This is a genomic window from Flavobacterium olei, from assembly GCF_039749035.1.
Classification (GTDB): Bacteria; Bacteroidota; Bacteroidia; order Flavobacteriales; family Flavobacteriaceae; genus Flavobacterium; species Flavobacterium olei.
In genome coordinates this window covers 837,628-858,319 of the sequence record NZ_JBDKWC010000002.1, presented here as the reverse complement: position 1 = coordinate 858,319, position 20,692 = coordinate 837,628, and the positions used below count along the sequence as shown (strand labels likewise).

Sequence of the window (20,692 nt, the reverse complement as noted above, 5' to 3'; positions counted from 1 at the left end):
TAATCCAAATTTCTCTGGGCTATCCCCCTGTAAAAGGTAGATTGCATACGCGTTACGCACCCGTGCGCCGGTCTCTAGTTCCGAAGAACTATACCCCTCGACTTGCATGTGTTAAGCCTGCCGCTAGCGTTCATCCTGAGCCAGGATCAAACTCTTCATCGTATATTGTAATATTATATAATCGATGCCTACTATCGGTTCTTTTCGAATCTCACGATCCTATTACTCTTATTCTATTTGTCTCGTCTTTTGGACGAGACGGCTGTCAATTCAATATGTCTACGAACGTGTCTTCTTTTGTTTTTCGTTTGTTCTCAAAGCGGGTGCAAAACTAGAAAACTTATTTCTAACTGGCAAGTGTTTTTTGATTTTTTTTTGAAAAATTTCTTTTCCTTTTTTTCTACTTAACTCTACCAATCTATCAATGAACTTTCTAATGTTTTGCGGGGTGCAAATGTAACATCCGTTTTCAAATCTCACAAGCTTTTTGGAATCTTTTTTTGAAAAAAATTTTTCAGTTTAAATTCGTTTGCTTGTCAGTATTTCAGTGAACGTCTGTCGTTGTTGCGGGTGCAAAAGTAGCACCTTTATTTACATTTACAAGGGTTTTTATTATATAATTTTAATCTTTTTTATAAGTTACTGGTATAGCGGTTTTTACAACAAGAAGTTTTTTAATCTATTTTCGGGTTTTGGCTGGATTTGCCTGTTTTGGGTAGGTTTTGCCACAAAGGCTCCAAGGCGCAAAGTTTTAATTCTTCCCTTTTTATTGGGCTTACCTGCTTTTCAAAAAAGGTTCAAAGCAGCTCAATTTTCCCTTTTCTCTTCATGGAAACAAGAAATTTCTTCTGGAAACAGATCCCCTAGCCCCGATAGTAGTGGAAATCCTTTTGCTTTTTTCTTTAAATAGCAAAGATTGCAACGGATAGCGGGAACAGCTTCCTTATTAAAAACCAAATTCCAAATTTTAAAATGATTAGACTACGCTCAGCCTGACAAAATAATTCCAATATATTTTCTCGCCTTATATATATGGATAAAAACAAACCCGACAGTTTTAATAACGGTCGGGTTTGTGAAAAATGTACCTTATATATAATAGTAGAAAAATACACTTATATAGTGATACTATAATTTAAACTATCAATGACTTCTTTTGTGATTTCGATACTTTTAAGTTTTGCCTGATGATCGAAAATTGGACTGGTTACCATTAATTCATCAATTCTGGCGTAATCGATAAACTTTCTTAAATCGGTTACTAATTGTTCTTTGTTTCCTGTAAAAGTTCCGGCAGTCATTTGATCCACATGAAAACGCTCCTGCTCATTCATGATGTCATCTAATGACGGAACGGGAGGCTGTAATCCTTTACGATCGTTTCTGATTAAGTTTAAAAACATTTGGTACAAACTTGTAGACAGAAGATCTGCCTCTTCGGTTGTATCTGCTGCAATTACATTGACACAAGCCATTGTTTTTGGTTTATCCAAATATTCTGATGGTTGAAAATTTTCTCTGTAAAACTCAAATGCCTGAATCATTAGTTTCGGGGCAAAATGTCCGGCAAAGGCATACGGAAGTCCATATGCTGCAGCCAAAGCGGCACTATCCATACTTGATCCTAAAATCCAGATTGGCACTTTTAAACCTTCTGCCGGGAATGCGCGGACTTTCCCTGTAGCATTTTCTTCTGAAAAGTAATCCTGAAGCTTACTTACATTCTGCGGAAATCGTTGTGCCTGCTCAAAAAAATCTTTACGTATCGCTTCGGCAGTTGGCTGATCTGTTCCGGGTGCTCTTCCTAATCCTAAATCAATTCGGTTGGGATAAAGCGTTTCTAAAGTTCCGAATTGCTCGGCCACTACTAAAGGAGAATGATTGGGAAGCATAACTCCGCCAGAACCTACCCGAATATTTTGCGTCTGACTTGCTATATAACCTATTAAGACTACTGTTGCTGTACTTGCAACATGAGCCATATTGTGATGTTCTGCCAGCCACATTCTTTTGTATCCGATTTTGTCGGCTAGTTGGGCAATGTCTTTTGTTTTTTGAAATGTTTCTGTCGCGTTGCTATCCTGAGTGATTATCGCGAGCTCTAATATGGAGACTGAAATTGGTTTTTTCATATATAAATAAGGCTAAGATGCAAAATTAAGTCATTTATACGAATGCCAATTATTTCTAATGTTAATAGAATTATAATATTATATATTGTTCTAAATGAGAAAAATTAATCAGGAAAGGAAATTGGCAGCTGGCTTTATCTCCTCTTACATTTATCTGGATTATTTCTTATTACATAAAATTATTTTTAATACTTCTATTTGTAGCTACTTATTTATTTGAATAAAAATCTGTTTATGAGTTGTTTTTCCGTCATTCTTTATTTTTAAATCCGCATTGTATTCTATTTCGAATTTTGAGGAAGTCTTAATATTTAATGAGATATCAAGATTTCTGAAAGTTTCAGGAATTTCGGAAAGTTGAATGGTAACGTTGACTTCTTTATTTTTCTGTTGAAAATCAACTTTAATTCGGTCTCTTAACCAAATATATTCATAGACTTCCTGCCAGGGCGCCATCCAGACAGAATCATTTCCATTTACTCCATATTTGTTGGCAAGAGCCGTCATATAATATTTAAAATCCGGGAAACGCATGCTTAAGTTCCAGAGATTTCCATTTCCTGTTCCGTGCGTAAATTCATTAAACCAAACAGCATCTTTTTGTTTTACAATAGAATCTATTGTTTTTAAATAGCGATCCATTGTTTTAAAACTAATTGTATCTAGCGAACTCTGCACAAAAGTTCTTGCTGAAATCAATTTCTCCAGATTTACTTTTGATTTTACTTTGTACACCGGTCCTGCACCATAATAAGATGCCACAGAAAAATACCCATTATTAATCGCTTCTTTTTCATATTCTAAATAATACTTCTCATCCCCTTCACCACCCGGAACTACGAAATGTGACATGGTAAAATTCAGATTTTCTTTTATTGACTTGGTGTTATGGGTAACTTCTCTCAGATAATTTGTGCCGTGTTTTGTAGCATGATGTAAACTATGATTGAGAATATCCCAGCCTGCATTATTCATTTCGCGAACTTCTTCCCATGAAAGATGACCCCGATTCGAAGGTTCACTTCTTAGGGATCCCGCATTTATTGCCAAAGCCAATTTGAAAGGAATTTTATTTCCAAATCCGTCAGAATAAAAAAGTCCTTTCGATTCTGTCCCGTCTCCTCCCTGATCCATTTTCCATTCATTTGTATTTGAAGCACTAATTTTTCCTCCATTCAATAAAGGAAAAGCCGTTAAATAAGCCGATCGGTAACCATCATCGAGCGTAAAGCTATAAGCAAAATGTTTGTTATACTTCAAAGGAGATGGTATAATATCAACTTTGGCATCAGATTTTAATTTTATTTTAAATGAAATCGTTTTTGATTTAGTAGAATCACTCTTGATTTCATTTGAAAAACCAGCAAAACTTACAAAGACTATTGCAATTAAAAGTAGAATACGTTTTGGCATAACATTTAGAGATTCATTTTCGAACTAAAAATACATTTCTTTTTTTTAAATATATTTTAAAATTGGAGATGCTGTAAATAATTTCCTTTAAGTCAAAAAGTCAACTGATTTTAAGCCTAAATTTGTATTCAAAATTCGAATTTCGATTTATCTGCAAATGACACATAAAATATTAATTATAGACGACGAGGAAAAACTACGAAGTCTTTTGGTACGCATAGTAAAATCTGAAGGATTCGAAGTTTTTGAAGCCAAAGATTTAAAATCCGGTTTTAAAAAACGGGAGCAAACAGAAATTGATGTTGTTTTGTGTGATGTAAAATTACCTGATGGAAACGGTGTTGATTTTGTGCAAAATATAAAAAGCAGTTTTCCTTTAACGGAAGTTATTTTACTAACCGCTTTCGGAAATATTCCCGACGGCGTTCAGGCCATGAAAAACGGTGCTTTTGATTATATTGTAAAAGGTGATGACAATGAAAAAATTATTCCGCTTCTCTATAAAGCAGTAGAAAAAGTGCAATTGCAGAAAAAAGTACAACAGTTAGAGAAAAGAATTGGCGATAAATATTCGTTTGATACCATTATAGGAAAATCCAAAGCAATTGAGCAAGTTATTGATTTAGCAAAAAAAGTAGCCAAAACCGATTCGACTGTATTGCTAACTGGTGAGACGGGAACAGGAAAAGAGGTTTTTGCACAGGCCATTCATGAAAATAGTAACCGTATTGGTAAATCTTTTGTGGCGCTCAATTGCAGTACTTTCAGCAAAGAAATTTTAGAAAGTGAACTTTTCGGTCATAAACAAGGCGCTTTTACCGGAGCATTAAAAGACAAAAAAGGTTTTATTGAAGAAGCTAACGGCGGAACTTTGTTCTTAGATGAAATTGGTGAAATGCCGATTGATCTTCAGGCGAAATTATTGCGTGTTTTAGAAACCAGCGAATATATTCCGGTTGGTGATACGACTCCAAAAAAATCAAATTTCAGATTGATTGCTGCTACAAATCGTGATTTAAAAGAAGAAAGTGAAGCGCATCGTTTTCGTTCTGATTTATATTTTCGTTTGAATATTTTCGAAATCAAATTGCCTTCATTAAAAGAAAGAATTAAAGATATTCCCCTTTTAATTACTTTTTTTGCAAAACAGTTTTCTGAAAAAACGAATAAAAAATTGTTATCTGTTTCTGATGATTTTGTTCAGAAATTAGAAAATTATTCATGGCCTGGAAATATTCGTGAACTTAAAAATATTATCGAACGCTCGGTCATTTTAAGTGATACAGTTTTAACTTCTGATGTTTTGCCTTACGAAATGCAGCAGGGATCCGAAAAAACTTCTAAATCAATGTCTGCTTTTTCTATGCAGAGTATTGAGAAACTGCATATTCAAAAGGTTTTAAATTACACCAAAGGGAATAAAGCAGAAACAGCAAGATTGCTGGAAATTGGAATTGCGACTTTGTATCGCAAAATAGAAGAGTACAATTTATAGATTACGCTCCTGCAATCCCGAAGTTTCGGGACAAAACCTCGCCGGAATAAAAAACTTATCGTTTTAATAAAAGCTTATCATTTTGATAGGCTTTTTTTGTGCTCAATTTTTGGCAGAAAACAATAATCTACTATTCTACAATACTTTAGACCACTTTTTACTTTTTCGGAACATCTTTTGGCATAAGGAGGAAGAACATAAAAATTCCTTCTCATGAAAAATCAAGTTAATACCATCTACAAACAAGCCGAACGGTTCGCAGAAATTACCAAAAAATCGATTATATCCGGCAATATTGTTCGGGCAAAAAAATGTTTAGCACTTGCTGAACGTCTATTGGTTACCGGAAGTATCGAAACTAAAAATGCTATTTCTAACGTGTACATTTTTTCGGTTTCCTCTTTTATGGAAATGCGACACTGCAATATTTCTCACCTTTTTCCGCAAACACTAAGAGCAGAATATATCAAACAAGTTAATGCTTCAGGAGTATAATGTGAGATGTAAGTTGTGAGCTGTAAGATGTCTGCATTCACTTTTCACAACTTACATTTTACTTCTCAAATAATCATAATCTAAAATCATTTATATGTTAATCACCTTTTTTTTACTCGCACTGGCAGTTCTACCCTTTGCGATTTGTTTTAAATCGATTGAACTTTTTGAAAAAATCTAAATCATGACAGCACTCTTTATTATTTCTATCGCCGTTTTCGCCTATTTGGTTTACGTATTAATTAAACCCGAAAAATTTTAATTGTGTAAAAGGTAAAAAGTGAATGTTAGATGCATTTACAAATAACATTTCACCTTTTACGATTCACATTTCACATCTCACAAAAAATAAAATTATGAATACAGAATTATTAGGAGTCATTGGCATTTTTATTCTGACAATTGTTTTAGCAATTCCTTTCGGGAAATACATTGCTAAAGTTTTCTTGGGAAATAAAACGCTTCTTGACCCGATTTTCAATCCAATTGAAAAATTTATCTTTAAAATATGCGGGATCAATCCGGCAGAAGAAATGAACTGGAAACAACATCTTAAAGCACTTTTAAGTATCAATATGACTTGGTTCTTTCTTTGCTTTTTTGTGCTAATGTTTCAGGGTTCTTTATTTCTAAACCCCGATAATAATCCGAATATGTCGCCAGATCTGGCATTTAATACTGCCATTTCATTTGTTGTCAATTGTAATTTACAACATTACTCAGGCGAAAGCGGGGTTTCGTATTTATCACAAATGCTATTAATGTTTTTACAATTTGTTTCGGCCGGAGTCGGAATTGCCGCAGCTGCTATGGTCTTTACAGCAATGAAAGAAAGAACCACAGAGAAACTGGGAAATTTCTACAATTATTTCATCAAAAGCTGTACTCGTATTTTACTCCCGCTTTCTATAATTGTAGCAACCGTTCTTGTTTTTAGCGGAACTCCCATGACATTTGAAGGAAAAAATGCGATTACCACTTTACAAGGAGATACTGTAGAAGTTTCCCGTGGACCTGCCGCTGCCTTTATTGCGATTAAACATATTGGTACAAACGGTGGTGGTTTCTTCGGAGCAAACTCAGCACATCCTTTAGAAAATCCGACTTATTTAACCAATGCTGTTGAACTTTGGTCGCAGATGATTGTTCCGTTTGCCATGATTTTTGCGCTTGGGTTTTTCCTCAACAAAAGAAAATTCTCCTATATCATTTTTGGTGTAATGACCGTTGGATTTTTGCTGCTTGTAATTCCAACCATTTCCAGTGAACTAAACGGAAATCCTGCGATCGAAAGAATGGGAATTGCTCAGACCACCGGCGCGATGGAAGGAAAAGAAGTCCGTTTTGGACCGGCAGTTTCGGGATTCTGGAGTATCGCCACAACTGTAATTTCTACAGGATCTGTAAACAGTATGCATGATAGTTCGATGCCGGTTTCCGGTACAATGGAAATGCTGGCAATGATGGTAAATGCTTTCTATGGCGGATGCGGCGTTGGTATTTTGAACTTCTATATCTTCATTATTCTGGCGGTATTCATTTCCGGATTAATGGTTGGAAGAACTCCTGAGTTCTTAGGAAAGAAAATCGAAGCTCGCGAAGTTAAAATTGCTGCTTTTATTGCGATTCTTCATCCGTTATTAATATTATCAGGAACAGCTTTAGCTTCTTATTTGGCTGCAAATGATACCGCAATGGGTTACTGGTTTAGCGGAAATGCAACAGGCTGGCTGAACAATCCGGGAAATCACGGATTCTCTGAAATGTTATATGAATATACATCGAGTGCTGCAAACAACGGTTCTGGTTTTGAAGGTTTAGGAGATAACAATCCGTTTTGGAATATCACTACGGGAATTGTTTTACTATTAAGCCGTTTCATTCCGATCATTGGGCCATTGGCAATTGCCGGATTATTAGCCAATAAAAAATACATTCCCGAAAGTGCAGGAACTTTAAAAACAGATACATCCATTTTTGGAATTATGATTTTTGCTGTGATCGCGATTATTGCTGCACTTTCTTTCTTTCCTGCGTTGGCTCTTGGACCATTGGCAGAGTATTTCACATTGTGAAAAATGTAAAATGTGAGATGTGAAAAGTAAAAAACCCAAAAATTCTACATCTAACATTTTACATCTAATACTAAAGTTACAAGCGGTTTTCAAGACTTTTAATTAATCCATAAATAAGTTTTCCTATGACATCTAATTTTTCAATCAATTGCTCAGATTCTTTTTCATTAAGAAAATCTAACTCTTTGCTTAATAAGATTAAAGTATCAAGTTCTGATAGAGAACCTAGTGAAATATGCAAAAAATGGATGAATTCTTTTGTTCCTTTTCTTGCTGCTCCCTCAGCTATGTTTACAGGTACAGAAACTGAAGCTCTTCTGATTTGGGATGTGATTCCAAATTTTTCCTCCGGAGGAAATTGTCTCGTGATTAAATAAATCTCTTTAACAAATTCAAAACTTTTAATCCAAGAATTCAAATTTTTGTGTGGTTTCATTCTTCTAGTATTTTTTTACAAAAGTAAGAATTTTCACATTTACCATTTTACATTTTACAAACAACATTTTACAAACAACATTTTACATAAAGAAAAAATGACAACTAATAAATCCACATCATTGTTTGAAAGTCAGCAGGTAAAAGAAGCTTTATTGCAGTCTTTTGTAAAGCTGAATCCAAAAATGATGATCAAAAATCCGGTAATGTTTACCGTAGAAATAGGAACTGCAATTATGTTTGCTGTTTGTGTTTCCATATTGATGGGCGCAAACGATCAGGGCAGTTTCATTTACAATTTAATTGTTTTCTTAATCTTACTTGCAACCCTTTTGTTTGCCAATTTCGCCGAAGCTATTGCAGAAGCCAGAGGAAAAGCACAAGCCGACAGTTTAAGAAAAACCCGTGAAGAGACTCCCGCAAAATTGGTGAAAAGTGAAAAGTCAAATGTAAAAGGTCAGCCCGATACATTTCACATTTTACATATTTCATCTTCACAATTAAAAAAAGACGATATTTTCATTTGTGAAGCCGGCGATTTAATTGCTGCCGACGGTGAAATTATTGAAGGAATTGCCACAATTGATGAAAGTGCCATTACCGGAGAAAGTGCTCCAGTGATTCGCGAAGCGGGCGGAGATAAATCTTCTGTAACAGGAGGAACAAAAGTGCTATCTGATAAAATCAAAGTAAAAGTAACCTCAGAACCTGGAGAAAGCTTTTTGGATAAAATGATTGCTTTGGTGGAAGGTGCAAGCCGTCAGAAAACGCCAAACGAAATTGCATTGACTATTCTTTTAGCTGCTTTTACCTTAATATTTATAATTGTCTGCGTGACATTGAAACCGTTTGCCGATTATGCAAATGCGCCGATTACAATTGCGGCTTTTATCTCGCTTTTTGTTTGTTTGATTCCAACAACAATCGGCGGATTACTTTCTGCTATCGGAATTGCTGGAATGGACAGAGCTTTGCGTGCCAATGTAATTACAAAATCTGGTAAAGCGGTTGAAACTGCCGGAGATATTGATGTTTTACTTTTAGACAAAACCGGAACTATCACAATTGGAAACCGAAAAGCAACCAATTTTTATCCGACAAAAGGAATTGCTTTTGATGATTTTGTAAAATCTGCCGTTTTGAGTTCGCTTACTGATGATACACCAGAAGGAAAAAGTATTTTGGAACTTAGTAAGATGTTAGAAGTGAATAGTAAAATGGAATCAGACATTTCACATTTTATAGAAAACATTTCACAAACCATCAAATTTACTGCTGAAACCAGAACTTCGGGTGTGATTTTAAAAGACGGAACCAATATTCGAAAAGGTGCGCAAGACGCTGCAAAGAAAATTGCAGAACAAGCCGGAAATCATTTTCCTGAAGATACAGCGCAACAAGTCATTACCATTTCGTCTAACGGAGGCACGCCTTTGGTTGTCCTTAAAAACAATCAGATTCAAGGAGTTATTGAATTGCAGGACATCATTAAAACCGGAATGAAAGAACGTTTTGAGCGCTTGCGCCGAATGGGAATTAAAACGGTTATGGTGACGGGAGATAATCCATTAACTGCCAAATTTATTGCTGAAAAAGCCGGAGTCGATGATTTTATTGCTGAAGCAAAACCGGAAGACAAAATGAATTACATCCGAAAAGAACAGGCAGAAGGACGTCTTGTTGCCATGATGGGTGACGGAACAAATGATGCTCCTGCCCTTGCTCAGGCGAATGTTGGCGTGGCTATGAACAGCGGAACACAAGCAGCCAAAGAAGCTGGAAATATGGTCGATCTGGATAATGATCCAACAAAACTTATTGAGATTGTTGAAATTGGAAAACAACTTTTAATGACTCGAGGAACGTTAACGACTTTCTCTATCGCGAATGACGTTGCCAAATATTTTGCTATTGTTCCGGCACTTTTCATTACTGCGATTCCGGCATTGCAAGGTTTGAATATTATGCATCTACACAGTCCGGAGAGTGCGATTTTATCGGCCGTGATTTTTAATGCGATTATCATTCCGATTTTAATTCCGCTTGCGCTGAAAGGCGTAGAATATCGTCCGATTGGGGCAAGTGCTATTTTAAAACGTAATCTTTTGATTTATGGACTTGGTGGATTAATTGTTCCTTTTATCGGAATAAAATTGATTGATTTACTTGTAGCGCTTTTTATTTAGTGAAATGTGATTTGTAAAATGTAAAATGACGAACTCAAAAAACACAGACAACAATTTACAAATCACTTTTTACATCTAACATTTCACTTCTAACATTTTACATAAACAAAAAATGAAAAACATATTTTCTATACTAAAACTTACCGTAGTGACTTTAATTCTGTTTGCGGTTATTTATCCCTTATCTATTTACGGAATTGCGCAATTGGCTCCAAATCAAGGAAAAGGGGAAACGATTTCTGTCAACGGAAAAGTCGTTGGTTATCAAAAAATCGGACAGAAGTTCGATAAATCGAATTATTTCTGGGGAAGACCTTCGGCTGTTGATTACAATGCGGCGGGAAGTGCTGGAAGTAATAAAGGTCCGGGCAACGCTGATTATCTGGCTTTGGTTCAGAAAAGAATTGATACCTTATTATTAGTACATCCATATTTGAAAAAATCTGAAATTCCGGCTGATATGGTAACGGCTTCTGGAAGTGGTTTAGATCCGAATATTTCTCCGCAAGGTGCTTTGATTCAGGTGAAACGTGTTGCTAAAGAACGAAAATTGGATGAAAGTAAAGTAAAAGCTTTGGTGGAATCTAAAATTAATACTGCAGTTGTTGGGCCTGAAACTGTTAATGTTTTGGAGTTGAATATTGCGCTTGATCAGCTTCGCTAAAAAGATACTAGTTCTAAGGTTTCCTGCAAGGTTTTCAAAACCTTGTAGGTATCAATTCTACGAAAAGCTAATAATCAAATAGTAACTCTTCGTTTGTCATCCCGAGGAACGAGGGATCTCCGCAAGTAACTCGACAAAGATTGGCGAATTACTGTGTGGAGCTTCTTGCGGAGATCCCTCGTTCCTCGGGATGACAAATCGAACTTTGAACATCTAAAAATTTAAAATTAATACCTACAAGGTTTTGGAAATCTTGCAGGAACGAGAACGCCTTTTTTATCCCAAATGCCCTAGCCCCGATAGTAGCGAAAATCCTTTTTGTGCCGGGGTTCGGCACAAAAAGATTGTAGCGGATAGCGGGATTAGCTCCTAAAAAATCTACTAAATATTAATTTAATTAAGAGGATGAGATTGCTTCGTTCCTCGCAATGACATATGAAAAAAATAATACTTACTGCTTTAATCGCTTTCGGTTTTAGCAATTTACACGCACAAGAAGAAACTAAAAGTCCGTTTACGTTTTCGGGATATGTTGATGTTTATTACAGTTATGATTTCGCAAAACCTGAAAATCATACACGTCCGGGATTTTTTTACAATTATAATAAAAGTAATGAAGTTAACCTCAACCTCGGAATGGCAAAAGTGAATTATTCTAAAGAAAACATTCGCGGAAATTTTGCTTTGATGGCGGGAACTTATGCCGAATATAATATGTCTGCCGAACAGGATTTATTGAAAAATATTTATGAAGCCAATGTTGGTGTAAAGATTTCGAAAACCCATAATTTATGGATTGACGCCGGAATTATGCCTTCGCATATTGGTTTTGAAAGCGCGATTGGAAAAGATTGTGCAACGCTAACGCGAAGTATTCTTGCCGAAAATTCACCTTATTATGAAACAGGCGTAAAAATTGGTTATACCTCTGAATCCGGAAAATGGTATTTGGCAGCAATGTATTTAAACGGCTGGCAGAGAATTCAGAAAATAGAAGGCAACCAGACTCCGGCTTTTGGGACACAGGTTACGTATAAACCATCTGAAAATGTTACTTTAAATTGGAGTACGTATGCTGGAAATGAGCAACCTGATATTGAAAAAAAATGGCGTTATTTTAATGATTTTTATGGACAATTTAAGCTTAGCGAAAAAACAAATCTAACGGCTGGTTTTGATATTGGTTCTCAGCAATCGGCTAAAGACAGTAATAAATACGATACCTGGTTTTCGCCAATTTTGGTTTTACAATACAAGCCGACAGATAAGATTCAGCTTGCAGCGCGCGGTGAATATTACAGCGACGAAAAAGGTGTTATCATCGCGACAGAAACTCCAAACGGATTTAAAACTTACGGATTTTCAGCTAACTTTGATTACTTAGTTTCTGATAATGTGATGTTTAGAGTCGAAGCCAGAAACCTTTCGGGCAGAGATGAAATTTTCACAAAAAACAATCAGCCAACAGACTCAAATACATTTGTAACAACATCATTGGCGATTTCATTTTAGCTTTAGGCTATAAGCTTTAAGCAATAGGCTAAAAAGTCAAATTGCTTAAAGCTTACTGCTTATAGCATAAAGCAATTTTTATGGAACAGAAAAATAATAACGCAAAGCACTTTCTCGATTTGATTCAGAAATCACGAAAGGGAAAATTTAAAATCTACATTGGGATGAGCGCCGGTGTGGGAAAGACTTTCCGTATGCTTCAGGAAGCGCATTCGTTATTGAAAAACGGAATTGATGTAAAAATCGGCTATATCGAAACGCATCGCCGAAAAGAAACGCATGAATTATTAACCGGTCTGCCGATTATTCCGAGGCGGACAATTTTTTATAAAGGGAAAGAACTTGAAGAACTCGACGTTCAGGCCATTATCAATCTGCGCCCCGAAGTCGTAATTGTCGATGAACTGGCACATACCAATATTGAAGGAAGCAAAAACGAAAAACGTTGGCAGGATGTTCTCGAGATTCTCGAAGCGGGAATTAATGTGATTTCAGCTGTGAATATTCAACATATTGAAAGCTTAAACGAAGACGTAAAACGCATTACCGGAATTGATGTGCAGGAAAGAATTCCGGATAATGTACTTCGAATTGCAGATGAAGTGGTAAATATCGATTTGACATCGGAAGATTTGATTGCGCGTTTGAAAGAAGGAAAAATTTACACTGCCGATAAGATTCAGACGGCGTTGGCTAACTTTTTTAAATCGGAACAAATTCTGCAATTGAGAGAATTAGCTTTGAAAGAAGTGGCAAGTCAGGTTGTTCGGAAAGTAGAAAATGAAGTTCCACAAATTAATGCCTTAAAACATGAAAAATTATTGGCATGCATTAGCAGTAACGACAAAACTGCCAAAATTGTAATTAGAAAAACTGCCCGCCTGGCAAGTTACTATAACGGAATCTGGTATGTTTTGTATGTGGAAACCCCAAAGGAAAGCAGTACGAGAATCGCACTCGATAAACAACGCCATCTAATTAATAATTTTAAACTCGCGGTGCAATTGGGTGCCGAAGTGATAAAATTAGAAAACGAAAATATTGCCAATGCGATTCTGACAACCGTTGAAGAAAAACAAATTACAACTGTCTGTATTGGAAAGCCACATTTGAATTTATTTAAAGTAATTTTGTCTACAACAATTTTCAGGCGTCTGCTAAACAAACTGTCTTTATCAAACGTTGATCTTGTTATATTATCCTAATTGGTAAAATGTAAAAAGTGAAAAGTCAGATGATTCATTTCACATTTTACAAATAACATTTTACACAAATTTATTTATGAGAATTAAAACCAAATTGAATCTGGGTGTCGGATTATTATTTTTGATGATTATCATTCTTTCGCTGGTTAGCGCTTATTCTGTTTTTTTGATCAAAGAGGATACAGAGAATATTCTGAAATCGAATTATAATACGCTGGAATATTCACGCAATATGATTTTTGCTTTAGATGAAATTAAATCAGATTCAAAAGAAACAATTTTGAATTTTGAAGAAAATCTTAAAAAACAAACTTTAAACATAACCGAACCCGGCGAAAAGCAGGCAACAGAAAAATTGAAATCCAGTTTTGCGCTTTTAGAAAAAAACAGTTCAGATGAAAAAATAAAAACACAGATTCGTCAGGACATTTTTGCTATTATGAAGCTCAATCTCGACGCCATCAAACAAAAGAGCGACATTGCTAAACATTCTGCCGAAACTGCCAATCTTTCTATCGCCATCGTTGGAAGTTTATGTTTTTTAATTGCGTTTAATTTACTTGTCAATTTGCCGAATAATATTGCTAATCCTATTCGTGAATTAACGTGGAGTATTAAAGAAATTGCCAATAAAAATTATTCGGAACGTGTACATTTTACGAGTCACAGCGAATTTGGAGATCTGGCCAAATCGTTTAATACGATGGCACAAAAGCTGGAAGAATATCATGACAGCAATGTCTATAAACTTCTTTTTGAGAAAAAACGACTGGAGACTTTAATTAATAATATGAATGATCCGATTATTGGTTTGGACAATGACGGAGTTGTTTTGTTTGCCAATGATGAAGCACTGAAAATTATTGGTTTAAAATCAGAAGATGTGACAGGGAAAAACGCTGCTGACCTAGCCACTGCAAATGATTTGATTCGTTCTTTGATTTTGAAAGAAACTGATGAAAATTCAAAGAAACAGCCTCTGAAAATTTTTGCTAATGCCAAAGAAAGTTATTTTGAAAAAGAAACTGTCAACATTACCATAACGCCGACAGGTGAAGAAAAAGAAATCAATATTGGAGATGTAATTATTCTTCGAAATATTACGCTTTTTAAAGAACTGGATTTTGCCAAAACAAATTTTATCGCTACCGTTTCGCATGAATTAAAAACGCCGATCGCTTCTATAAAACTGAGTTTACAATTGCTCGAAAATGCCAAAACCGGCGATATGAATGACGACCAGAAACAATTGGTAGAAAGTATAAAAGATGATAGTCAGCGTTTGCTGAAAATTACAGGTGAATTATTGAATTTATCACAACTTGAAACGGGAAATATCCAATTGAATATTGAGAAAAGTAATCCGTATGCGATTGTAAATTACGCCGTTGAAGCGGTAAAAGTCCAGGCAGATCAGAAACAGATTCAGTTAATCATCGATGCTGATGAAAACCTGAAAGATGTAAAAGCCGACAGTGAAAAAACAGGCTGGGTTTTAATTAATTATTTATCGAATGCGATTCGGTATTCGTCTGAAAAAAGTACGATTCTCATTAAATTAAAAGAGGAAAACAATCAAACCGTTTTTCAGGTTATTGATACCGGAAAAGGAATTGAACCGAGATATAAAGACAAAGTTTTTGATAAATACTTCCAGATTCCGGGCAGTCCAAAATCAGGAACGGGTTTAGGTTTAGCAATCAGTAAAGAATTTATCGAAGCCCAAAACGGAAGTGTTGGAGTTGAAAGTAATTTGGGATTGGGGAGTACGTTTTGGTTTGCGTTGAAGGTGTGAATTTTTCGCCTGAATTCACGAATTTTGGTTAAATAATTCGTGATTCGTGGCAAAAAAAATTACGCATTCGAAGTATTATTCTTAATCTCCCTAACTTCTCTTTTCAATTCCAAAAGTAAATCTTTCATGGTTTCTGTTTCGTTCAGTTCTTGTTTTTTGTCTGACCGGCCGATGTTGCATTCGTATTCCCAAATCTCCAAAATATCAGAAGCTTTCACTTCATAATTCGGATAGAAACTATTGTCTGATTCTAACACCAAAGCATTCTTTTTGTTTTTATTGAGACGTTTATAGACCATTCCTTCATTTTTGGTAATCAGGATATACGTTTTTCCATCCATTACCTCACCCAGTCTTTCCACATAACGGCCAATAATAATCGAACCGTCTTCGTGCGGAGGCATTGAATCTCCTTCAACAGGAAATCCGCGGTGTTTTCCCGGACCTAAAAATGGAAGCGAAATTTGCTGCAGACTCTCAATATATTCGGGATCGGCATATCCGTTTAGGTAACCTGCTTTTGCTTTTTGAGATACAATTTCGATAAAATTTTCTCCAAAACTATCCACTTGTATCGGTAAAATAAGTCGGTTGCCTTCTAGTCTTATCAAATTTTGCACATCAATTTTACGAATATCGACCGATAATATCAAGTCGATACTCATATGAAAATACAAGGCAATTTTCTTTAAGATATCATACGGTGCTTCCGAAGTTCCATCTTCGTATTTCACGTATCTTCCTCTTGTAATACTAAGGTTTTGAGCTAATTTTTCTTGTGATATTTTATGCTTAACCCTTAACGCTCTGATGTTGTCTGAAAATAAGGACATAATAAATTTGTTATAATTTGGAACAGCAAATATACAAAAAAATGTTACCACCTGTACTAATTTTGTTCCATACCAAAACAAAAAAAGGAAAATGGCAAGGGCAATTGTACATATGGATCTGGATACTTTTTTTGTATCCTGCGAAAGACGCACCAACTCTGAACTCAATGGTATTCCGCTGATTATAGGCGGAGGCGAGCGCGGTGTTGTGGCTTCTTGTTCGTATGAAGCCCGCAAATTTGGAGTGCGTTCTGCCATGCCAATTGCCATGGCGATGAAACTTTGTCCGCAGGCCAAAATAATGAAGGGTGACATGGAATTGTATTCCCGATTATCGCATGATGTTACCGAAATTCTTCAGGAACAAGCACCTGTTCTGGAAAAAGCAAGTGTCGATGAATTTTATATGGACATTACCGGAATGGACCGCTTTCACGGAAGTTATAAATGGACGGATGAACTGGCACAAAAAGTAATTAAAGAAACCGGACTTCCCATTAGTTTTGCACTTTCTGTAAATAAAACCGTTTCTAAAATCGCAACCGGCGAAGGTAAACCGGTAGGAAACCTTGAAATTCCTGAACATAAAGTTCAAGGGTTTTTAAATCCGCTTTCGATTCAGAAAATTCCAATGGTAGGAACGGTGACTTTTCAGCTTTTGTCGCGAATCGGTGTTCGCAAAATTCAGACTTTAGCAGAAATGCCGGCTGAAGTTTTACAACAGATGATCGGGAAAAATGGTCTGGATATCTGGAAAAAAGCCAATGGAATCGACCATACGCCGGTAGAAGCTTACAGCGAAAGAAAATCAATCTCGACCGAACACACATTTTCTCAGGACACTATTGATATTGCCAAATTAAAAAGAGTGCTTTTAGGAATGGTCGAAAAACTGGCTTTTCAGCTTCGTTCAGAAGAATGGCTTACCTCGACGGTTACAGTCAAAATTCGCTACGCCAATTTTGATACCGAAACCAAACAATGCCGGGTACAATATACTTCTGCAGATCATGTTTTAACCAAAAATGTCATGGAACTTTTTGAGAAACTTTATCAGCGTCGTATGCGTCTGCGTTTAATTGGTGTTCGCTTTAGCGGATTAGTTCGCGGCACTTATCAAATTGATCTTTTTGAAGATACCCAGGAAATGCTGGCGCTGTATGCTGCTATGGATAAAATGAAAAGCCGTTACGGATTTGATGCTGTAATGCGCTGTGCAGGAGCTTCTTTTAAACCAAATACTAAAGATGAAATTTTAAAACGTATAAAATAATGTACCTCAATTGCCATTCTTATCATTCTCTGCGTTACGGCACAATTCCGCTTGACAAACTTGTTAAGCAGGCGGTTTTGTGCGGTATAAAAGCAATGGCACTTACGGACATTAATACCGTAACGGGAATTTATGATTTTATAAAAATGTGTGGCGAAAAAGACATCAAACCTTTGGTTGGAATGGAATTTCGATATAATCATCAACTGCGATATATTGGTCTGGCAAAAAATGCAGAAGGCCTGGGCGAAATGAACCGCTTTTTAACCGAATATAATTTCAGCGGAGAACCTCTGCCCTTTTCTGCTCCAGAATTCGAATCGGTTTTTATAATTTATACCTTAGAAAATGCTCCGGAAGTACTTCATGAAAATGAATTTATTGGTGTTCGTCCCGAAGAAGTTTCAGGTTTATTGACTTCAAAACATAAAAATAAAATCACCAAAATGGTGGTATTACAGCCTGTTACCTTTTCAGAAAAAAAAGAATACAATCTGCATAAAGTACTGCGTGCCATTGACACCAATATTATTTTGTCCAGACTTACCGAATCTGATTTTTGTAAAACTTCAGATTATATGGTTCCGACAGAATCATTGTTGCCTTTTTATGAAAAATATCCTGAGATCATTCTCAACACACAAAAGATTATTGATGCTTGTAATTTTAAATATGCTTTTTCAATTAAAAGAAACAAACAATTCTTTACCGAAAGCCGTGAGGAAGATATCAAAATGCTTACCGAATTGGCAATGCAGGGTTTTGAATGGCGTTACGGAAAAGAAAATATAATCGCCAAAAAACGTGTAGAAAAAGAATTAAAAGTTATTGATGAATTAAAATTCAGCGGTTATTTTTTAATTACCTGGGATATTATTCAATACAGCAATAGTCAGGGTTTTATGCACATCGGGCGCGGAAGCGGTGCCAACAGCATTATAGCCTATTGCCTCGGAATTACAGATATCTGCCCTATTGAACTTGATTTGTATTTTGAACGTTTCTTAAACCTCAACAGAAAAAGTCCGCCCGATTTTGATATCGACTGGAGCTGGCAGGAACGGAATGTTATTTTAGAATACATCTTTGCAAAATATGGTAAAAATCATGTTGCGTTTTGCGGTACGAATGTCGAATTTAAATACCGTTCTATTTTTAGGGAAGTGGGAAAAGTTTTTGGTCTTCCAAAAGAAGAACTGGATGTACTTGCTAAAAACCCCGAGGAACTTCATCCCACAAATAAGATTGTAAAACTGGTGCAGGAATATGGGCATATGATGCAAAAATATCCGAACCAACGCAGTATGCACGCTTGCGGAATTCTTATTTCTGAAGAACCGCTGACTAATTATACTCCACTCGAAATGCCTCCAAAAGGTTTTCCTATCGTACTTTTTGATATGCATATTGCCGAGGATATTGGTTTTGACAAATTTGATATCCTAAGCCAGCGCGGTATCGGACATATTGATGACAGTGTCAAACTGATTCAAAAGAACCGTGGCATAAAGGTGGATATCCGCGATACTTCGATTTCTAAAGATGAGGCTTTATGCAATGCTCATTTGGCAAAAGGAAACACGATTGGCTGTTTTTATATCGAAAGTCCAGCCATGCGAGGCCTGTTACGCCGCTTAAATTGTGATAATTATAAAGTTCTGGTGGCGGCTTCGTCTATTATTCGTCCCGGTGTAGCACAATCCGGAATGATGAAAGAGTATATTTTCAGACATAATTATCCTACTCAGTTTGAATATTTTCATGAAGTTTTTAAGGAGCAGCTTGGTGAAACATACGGGATTATGGTTTATCAGGAAGACGTTATTAAAATCGCGCAACATTATGGCGGACTTCCGGCTGCAGACGGCGATATTCTGCGTCGGGCCATGTCTGGAAAAGGCCGTTCTAAAGAAGCCTTACAGAGAGTAAAAGATAATTTCTTTGCCTGTTGCGCCCAAAAAGGACATCCTGAAACTTTGAGTCAGGAAATTTACCGCCAGATCGAGTCTTTTGCCGGATATTCTTTCTGCAAGGCGCACTCGGCTTCTTATGCTGTTGAAAGTTACCAGAGTTTGTATCTAAAAGTGTATTATCCTGTGGAATTTATGACAGCGGTCATCAACAATCAGGGCGGTTTTTACAGAACCGAAGTTTATGTACACGAAGCACGTATGTCCGGAGGAAGGGTTCATAATCCTTGTGTAAATAAAAGTGAATATCAAACGACTTTGTACGGTACTGATATTTACTTGGGTTTTATGCATCTGCAAAGCCTGGAATCTAAAATTGCTTTTTTAATTGAATCTGAAAGAGAAGAAAACGGCGACTATCTTTCTTTGGAAGATTTTATTAACCGCATCCCGATTGGAATTGAAGGTATTAAAATCCTGATTTTTATTGGTGCTTTTCGTTTTACCGGAAAAACCAAAAACCAGCTTTTGGTTGTAGCCAGCCTGCTTTTAAACAATTATAAACCCGAGAACAGAAACTTAAAATTATTACAGGAACCGGCTAAAGAATTTACGCTTCCAGTTTTAGAACGCTCTGTTTTTGAAGATGCTTTTGATGAAATTGAATTACTGAGTTTTCCGGTTTCCTGTACCGTTTTTGATATTCTCCAGACTAAATACCGTGGCGATGTTATGGCAAAAGACCTGGTACAATATCATAAAAAACAAGTGAAAATGCTGGCTTATTTAATTTCGAGAAAACACGTTCCGACCAAAAGAGGCGCCATGTATTTTGGAACCTGGATTGATCATGAAGGTACTTATTTTGATACGGCACATTTTCCAGATTGTCTGGAAGAATATCCTTTTAAGGGTGGCGGCTGTTACCTTTTATTAGGAAATGTCGAAGTCGATTATCATTTTCCCACTATTACAATCACTAAAATGGCAAAAATGCCTTTTATTCCGGATCCGCGATATATGGATGCTAAAGATCAATACAAAACGCAAGGTCAGATTAAGGAAGATGTGAGCATGACCAATAGAAAACCGTATCCGCAGGAACATGAAATTAACATGCCGAGACACCGAATGAAATTTTAAAAAATGAAGATAATCATTTAACACACAGACACATCATTTTTTTGTACTTTAAAGAAAGTCAATTCATCTGTTTAAATACCACAGAAAATTAAATAACAGAAACAGAACATTTTACGTTATATCAAA

General features: G+C 36.1%; 15 protein-coding genes and 1 rRNA gene. 11 read left to right on the top strand and 5 right to left on the bottom strand.

What is annotated here, in order from left to right:
• From ABEB31_RS07740 to ABEB31_RS07730, 3 genes are all read right to left on the bottom strand, one after another.
• Positions 1 to 162, bottom strand: a 16S ribosomal RNA gene (locus ABEB31_RS07740); the annotation flags it as partial.
• A gap of 953 nt (positions 163 to 1,115) precedes the next feature.
• On the bottom strand, positions 1,116 to 2,132 hold the full coding sequence (locus tag ABEB31_RS07735; protein ID WP_347050760.1) for an LLM class flavin-dependent oxidoreductase: 1,017 nt from the start codon (positions 2,130 to 2,132) through the stop codon (positions 1,116 to 1,118).
• 204 nt (positions 2,133 to 2,336) lie between these two features.
• A complete protein-coding gene (locus tag ABEB31_RS07730) occupies positions 2,337 to 3,545 on the bottom strand; it encodes a polysaccharide deacetylase family protein (protein ID WP_347050759.1) in 1,209 nt (402 codons plus the stop codon).
• A gap of 157 nt (positions 3,546 to 3,702) precedes the next feature.
• Here ABEB31_RS07730 and ABEB31_RS07725 point away from each other — a divergent pair, with 157 nt between their 5' ends.
• From ABEB31_RS07725 to kdpA, 4 genes are all read left to right on the top strand, one after another.
• Positions 3,703 to 5,040 (top strand): sigma-54-dependent transcriptional regulator, encoded by a 1,338-nt coding sequence (locus ABEB31_RS07725; RefSeq protein WP_347050758.1) that lies wholly within the window; start codon positions 3,703 to 3,705, stop codon positions 5,038 to 5,040.
• Positions 5,041 to 5,253: 213 nt separating this feature from the next.
• Positions 5,254 to 5,535, top strand: a complete 282-nt coding sequence (locus tag ABEB31_RS07720) for a DUF7674 family protein (RefSeq protein WP_347050757.1) — start codon at positions 5,254 to 5,256, stop codon at positions 5,533 to 5,535.
• Positions 5,536 to 5,719: 184 nt separating this feature from the next.
• Positions 5,720 to 5,797: a K(+)-transporting ATPase subunit F gene (kdpF, locus tag ABEB31_RS07715; protein WP_347050771.1), complete on the top strand. Its 78-nt coding sequence runs from the start codon at positions 5,720 to 5,722 to the stop codon at positions 5,795 to 5,797.
• 94 nt (positions 5,798 to 5,891) lie between these two features.
• Entirely contained in the window at positions 5,892 to 7,610 is a 1,719-nt protein-coding gene (gene kdpA, locus ABEB31_RS07710; protein WP_347050756.1) for a potassium-transporting ATPase subunit KdpA, read from the top strand.
• A 76-nt stretch (positions 7,611 to 7,686) separates the two neighbouring features.
• On the opposite strand, the gene ABEB31_RS07705 is transcribed toward kdpA, so the two are convergent.
• Positions 7,687 to 8,046 carry a four helix bundle protein gene (locus ABEB31_RS07705; protein ID WP_347050755.1) on the bottom strand — a complete coding sequence of 120 codons (360 nt, stop codon included), beginning with the start codon at positions 8,044 to 8,046 and terminating at the stop codon, positions 7,687 to 7,689.
• A gap of 97 nt (positions 8,047 to 8,143) precedes the next feature.
• Here ABEB31_RS07705 and kdpB point away from each other — a divergent pair, with 97 nt between their 5' ends.
• The 5 genes from kdpB (at position 8,144) to ABEB31_RS07680 (ending at position 15,407) form a co-directional block, all read left to right on the top strand.
• Positions 8,144 to 10,231, top strand: coding sequence for a potassium-transporting ATPase subunit KdpB (kdpB, locus tag ABEB31_RS07700; protein WP_347050754.1), 2,088 nt, complete (start codon positions 8,144 to 8,146; stop codon positions 10,229 to 10,231).
• 112 nt (positions 10,232 to 10,343) lie between these two features.
• Positions 10,344 to 10,895, top strand: coding sequence for a K(+)-transporting ATPase subunit C (locus ABEB31_RS07695; RefSeq protein ID WP_347050753.1), 552 nt, complete (start codon positions 10,344 to 10,346; stop codon positions 10,893 to 10,895).
• A gap of 435 nt (positions 10,896 to 11,330) precedes the next feature.
• Positions 11,331 to 12,407 (top strand): porin, encoded by a 1,077-nt coding sequence (locus tag ABEB31_RS07690; RefSeq protein WP_347050752.1) that lies wholly within the window; start codon positions 11,331 to 11,333, stop codon positions 12,405 to 12,407.
• Positions 12,408 to 12,487: 80 nt separating this feature from the next.
• On the top strand, positions 12,488 to 13,612 hold the full coding sequence (locus ABEB31_RS07685) for a sensor protein KdpD (protein ID WP_347050751.1): 1,125 nt from the start codon (positions 12,488 to 12,490) through the stop codon (positions 13,610 to 13,612).
• A gap of 76 nt (positions 13,613 to 13,688) precedes the next feature.
• Positions 13,689 to 15,407, top strand: a complete 1,719-nt coding sequence (locus ABEB31_RS07680; protein WP_347050750.1) for a sensor histidine kinase — start codon at positions 13,689 to 13,691, stop codon at positions 15,405 to 15,407.
• A gap of 59 nt (positions 15,408 to 15,466) precedes the next feature.
• On the opposite strand, the gene ABEB31_RS07675 is transcribed toward ABEB31_RS07680, so the two are convergent.
• Positions 15,467 to 16,240, bottom strand: coding sequence for an XRE family transcriptional regulator (locus tag ABEB31_RS07675; RefSeq protein ID WP_347050749.1), 774 nt, complete (start codon positions 16,238 to 16,240; stop codon positions 15,467 to 15,469).
• 91 nt (positions 16,241 to 16,331) lie between these two features.
• On the opposite strand from ABEB31_RS07675, the gene dinB reads away from it, so the two are divergent.
• The gene (gene dinB, locus ABEB31_RS07670) at positions 16,332 to 17,513 is read left to right on the top strand and encodes a DNA polymerase IV (RefSeq protein WP_347050748.1); all 1,182 of its coding nucleotides are present in this window, start codon (positions 16,332 to 16,334) and stop codon (positions 17,511 to 17,513) included.
• Positions 17,513 to 20,566, top strand: a complete 3,054-nt coding sequence (locus ABEB31_RS07665; RefSeq protein WP_347050747.1) for a DNA polymerase III subunit alpha — start codon at positions 17,513 to 17,515, stop codon at positions 20,564 to 20,566. The genes dinB and ABEB31_RS07665 overlap by 1 nt, the downstream gene beginning before the upstream one ends.
• Positions 20,567 to 20,692 lie beyond the last annotated feature (126 nt).

Bases quoted from the DNA above. Each gene is read 5' to 3' on its own strand.
- ABEB31_RS07735 (WP_347050760.1), bottom strand. From the start codon at position 2,132: ATGAAAAAACCAATTTCAGTCTCCATATTAGAGCTCGCGATAATCACT.
- ABEB31_RS07730 (WP_347050759.1), bottom strand. From the start codon at position 3,545: ATGCCAAAACGTATTCTACTTTTAATTGCAATAGTCTTTGTAAGTTTT.
- ABEB31_RS07725 (WP_347050758.1), top strand. From the start codon at position 3,703: ATGACACATAAAATATTAATTATAGACGACGAGGAAAAACTACGAAGT.
- ABEB31_RS07720 (WP_347050757.1), top strand. From the start codon at position 5,254: ATGAAAAATCAAGTTAATACCATCTACAAACAAGCCGAACGGTTCGCA.
- kdpF (WP_347050771.1), top strand. From the start codon at position 5,720: ATGACAGCACTCTTTATTATTTCTATCGCCGTTTTCGCCTATTTGGTT.
- kdpA (WP_347050756.1), top strand. From the start codon at position 5,892: ATGAATACAGAATTATTAGGAGTCATTGGCATTTTTATTCTGACAATT.
- ABEB31_RS07705 (WP_347050755.1), bottom strand. From the start codon at position 8,046: ATGAAACCACACAAAAATTTGAATTCTTGGATTAAAAGTTTTGAATTT.
- kdpB (WP_347050754.1), top strand. From the start codon at position 8,144: ATGACAACTAATAAATCCACATCATTGTTTGAAAGTCAGCAGGTAAAA.
- ABEB31_RS07695 (WP_347050753.1), top strand. From the start codon at position 10,344: ATGAAAAACATATTTTCTATACTAAAACTTACCGTAGTGACTTTAATT.
- ABEB31_RS07690 (WP_347050752.1), top strand. From the start codon at position 11,331: ATGAAAAAAATAATACTTACTGCTTTAATCGCTTTCGGTTTTAGCAAT.
- ABEB31_RS07685 (WP_347050751.1), top strand. From the start codon at position 12,488: ATGGAACAGAAAAATAATAACGCAAAGCACTTTCTCGATTTGATTCAG.
- ABEB31_RS07680 (WP_347050750.1), top strand. From the start codon at position 13,689: ATGAGAATTAAAACCAAATTGAATCTGGGTGTCGGATTATTATTTTTG.
- ABEB31_RS07675 (WP_347050749.1), bottom strand. From the start codon at position 16,240: ATGTCCTTATTTTCAGACAACATCAGAGCGTTAAGGGTTAAGCATAAA.
- dinB (WP_347050748.1), top strand. From the start codon at position 16,332: ATGGCAAGGGCAATTGTACATATGGATCTGGATACTTTTTTTGTATCC.
- ABEB31_RS07665 (WP_347050747.1), top strand. From the start codon at position 17,513: ATGTACCTCAATTGCCATTCTTATCATTCTCTGCGTTACGGCACAATT.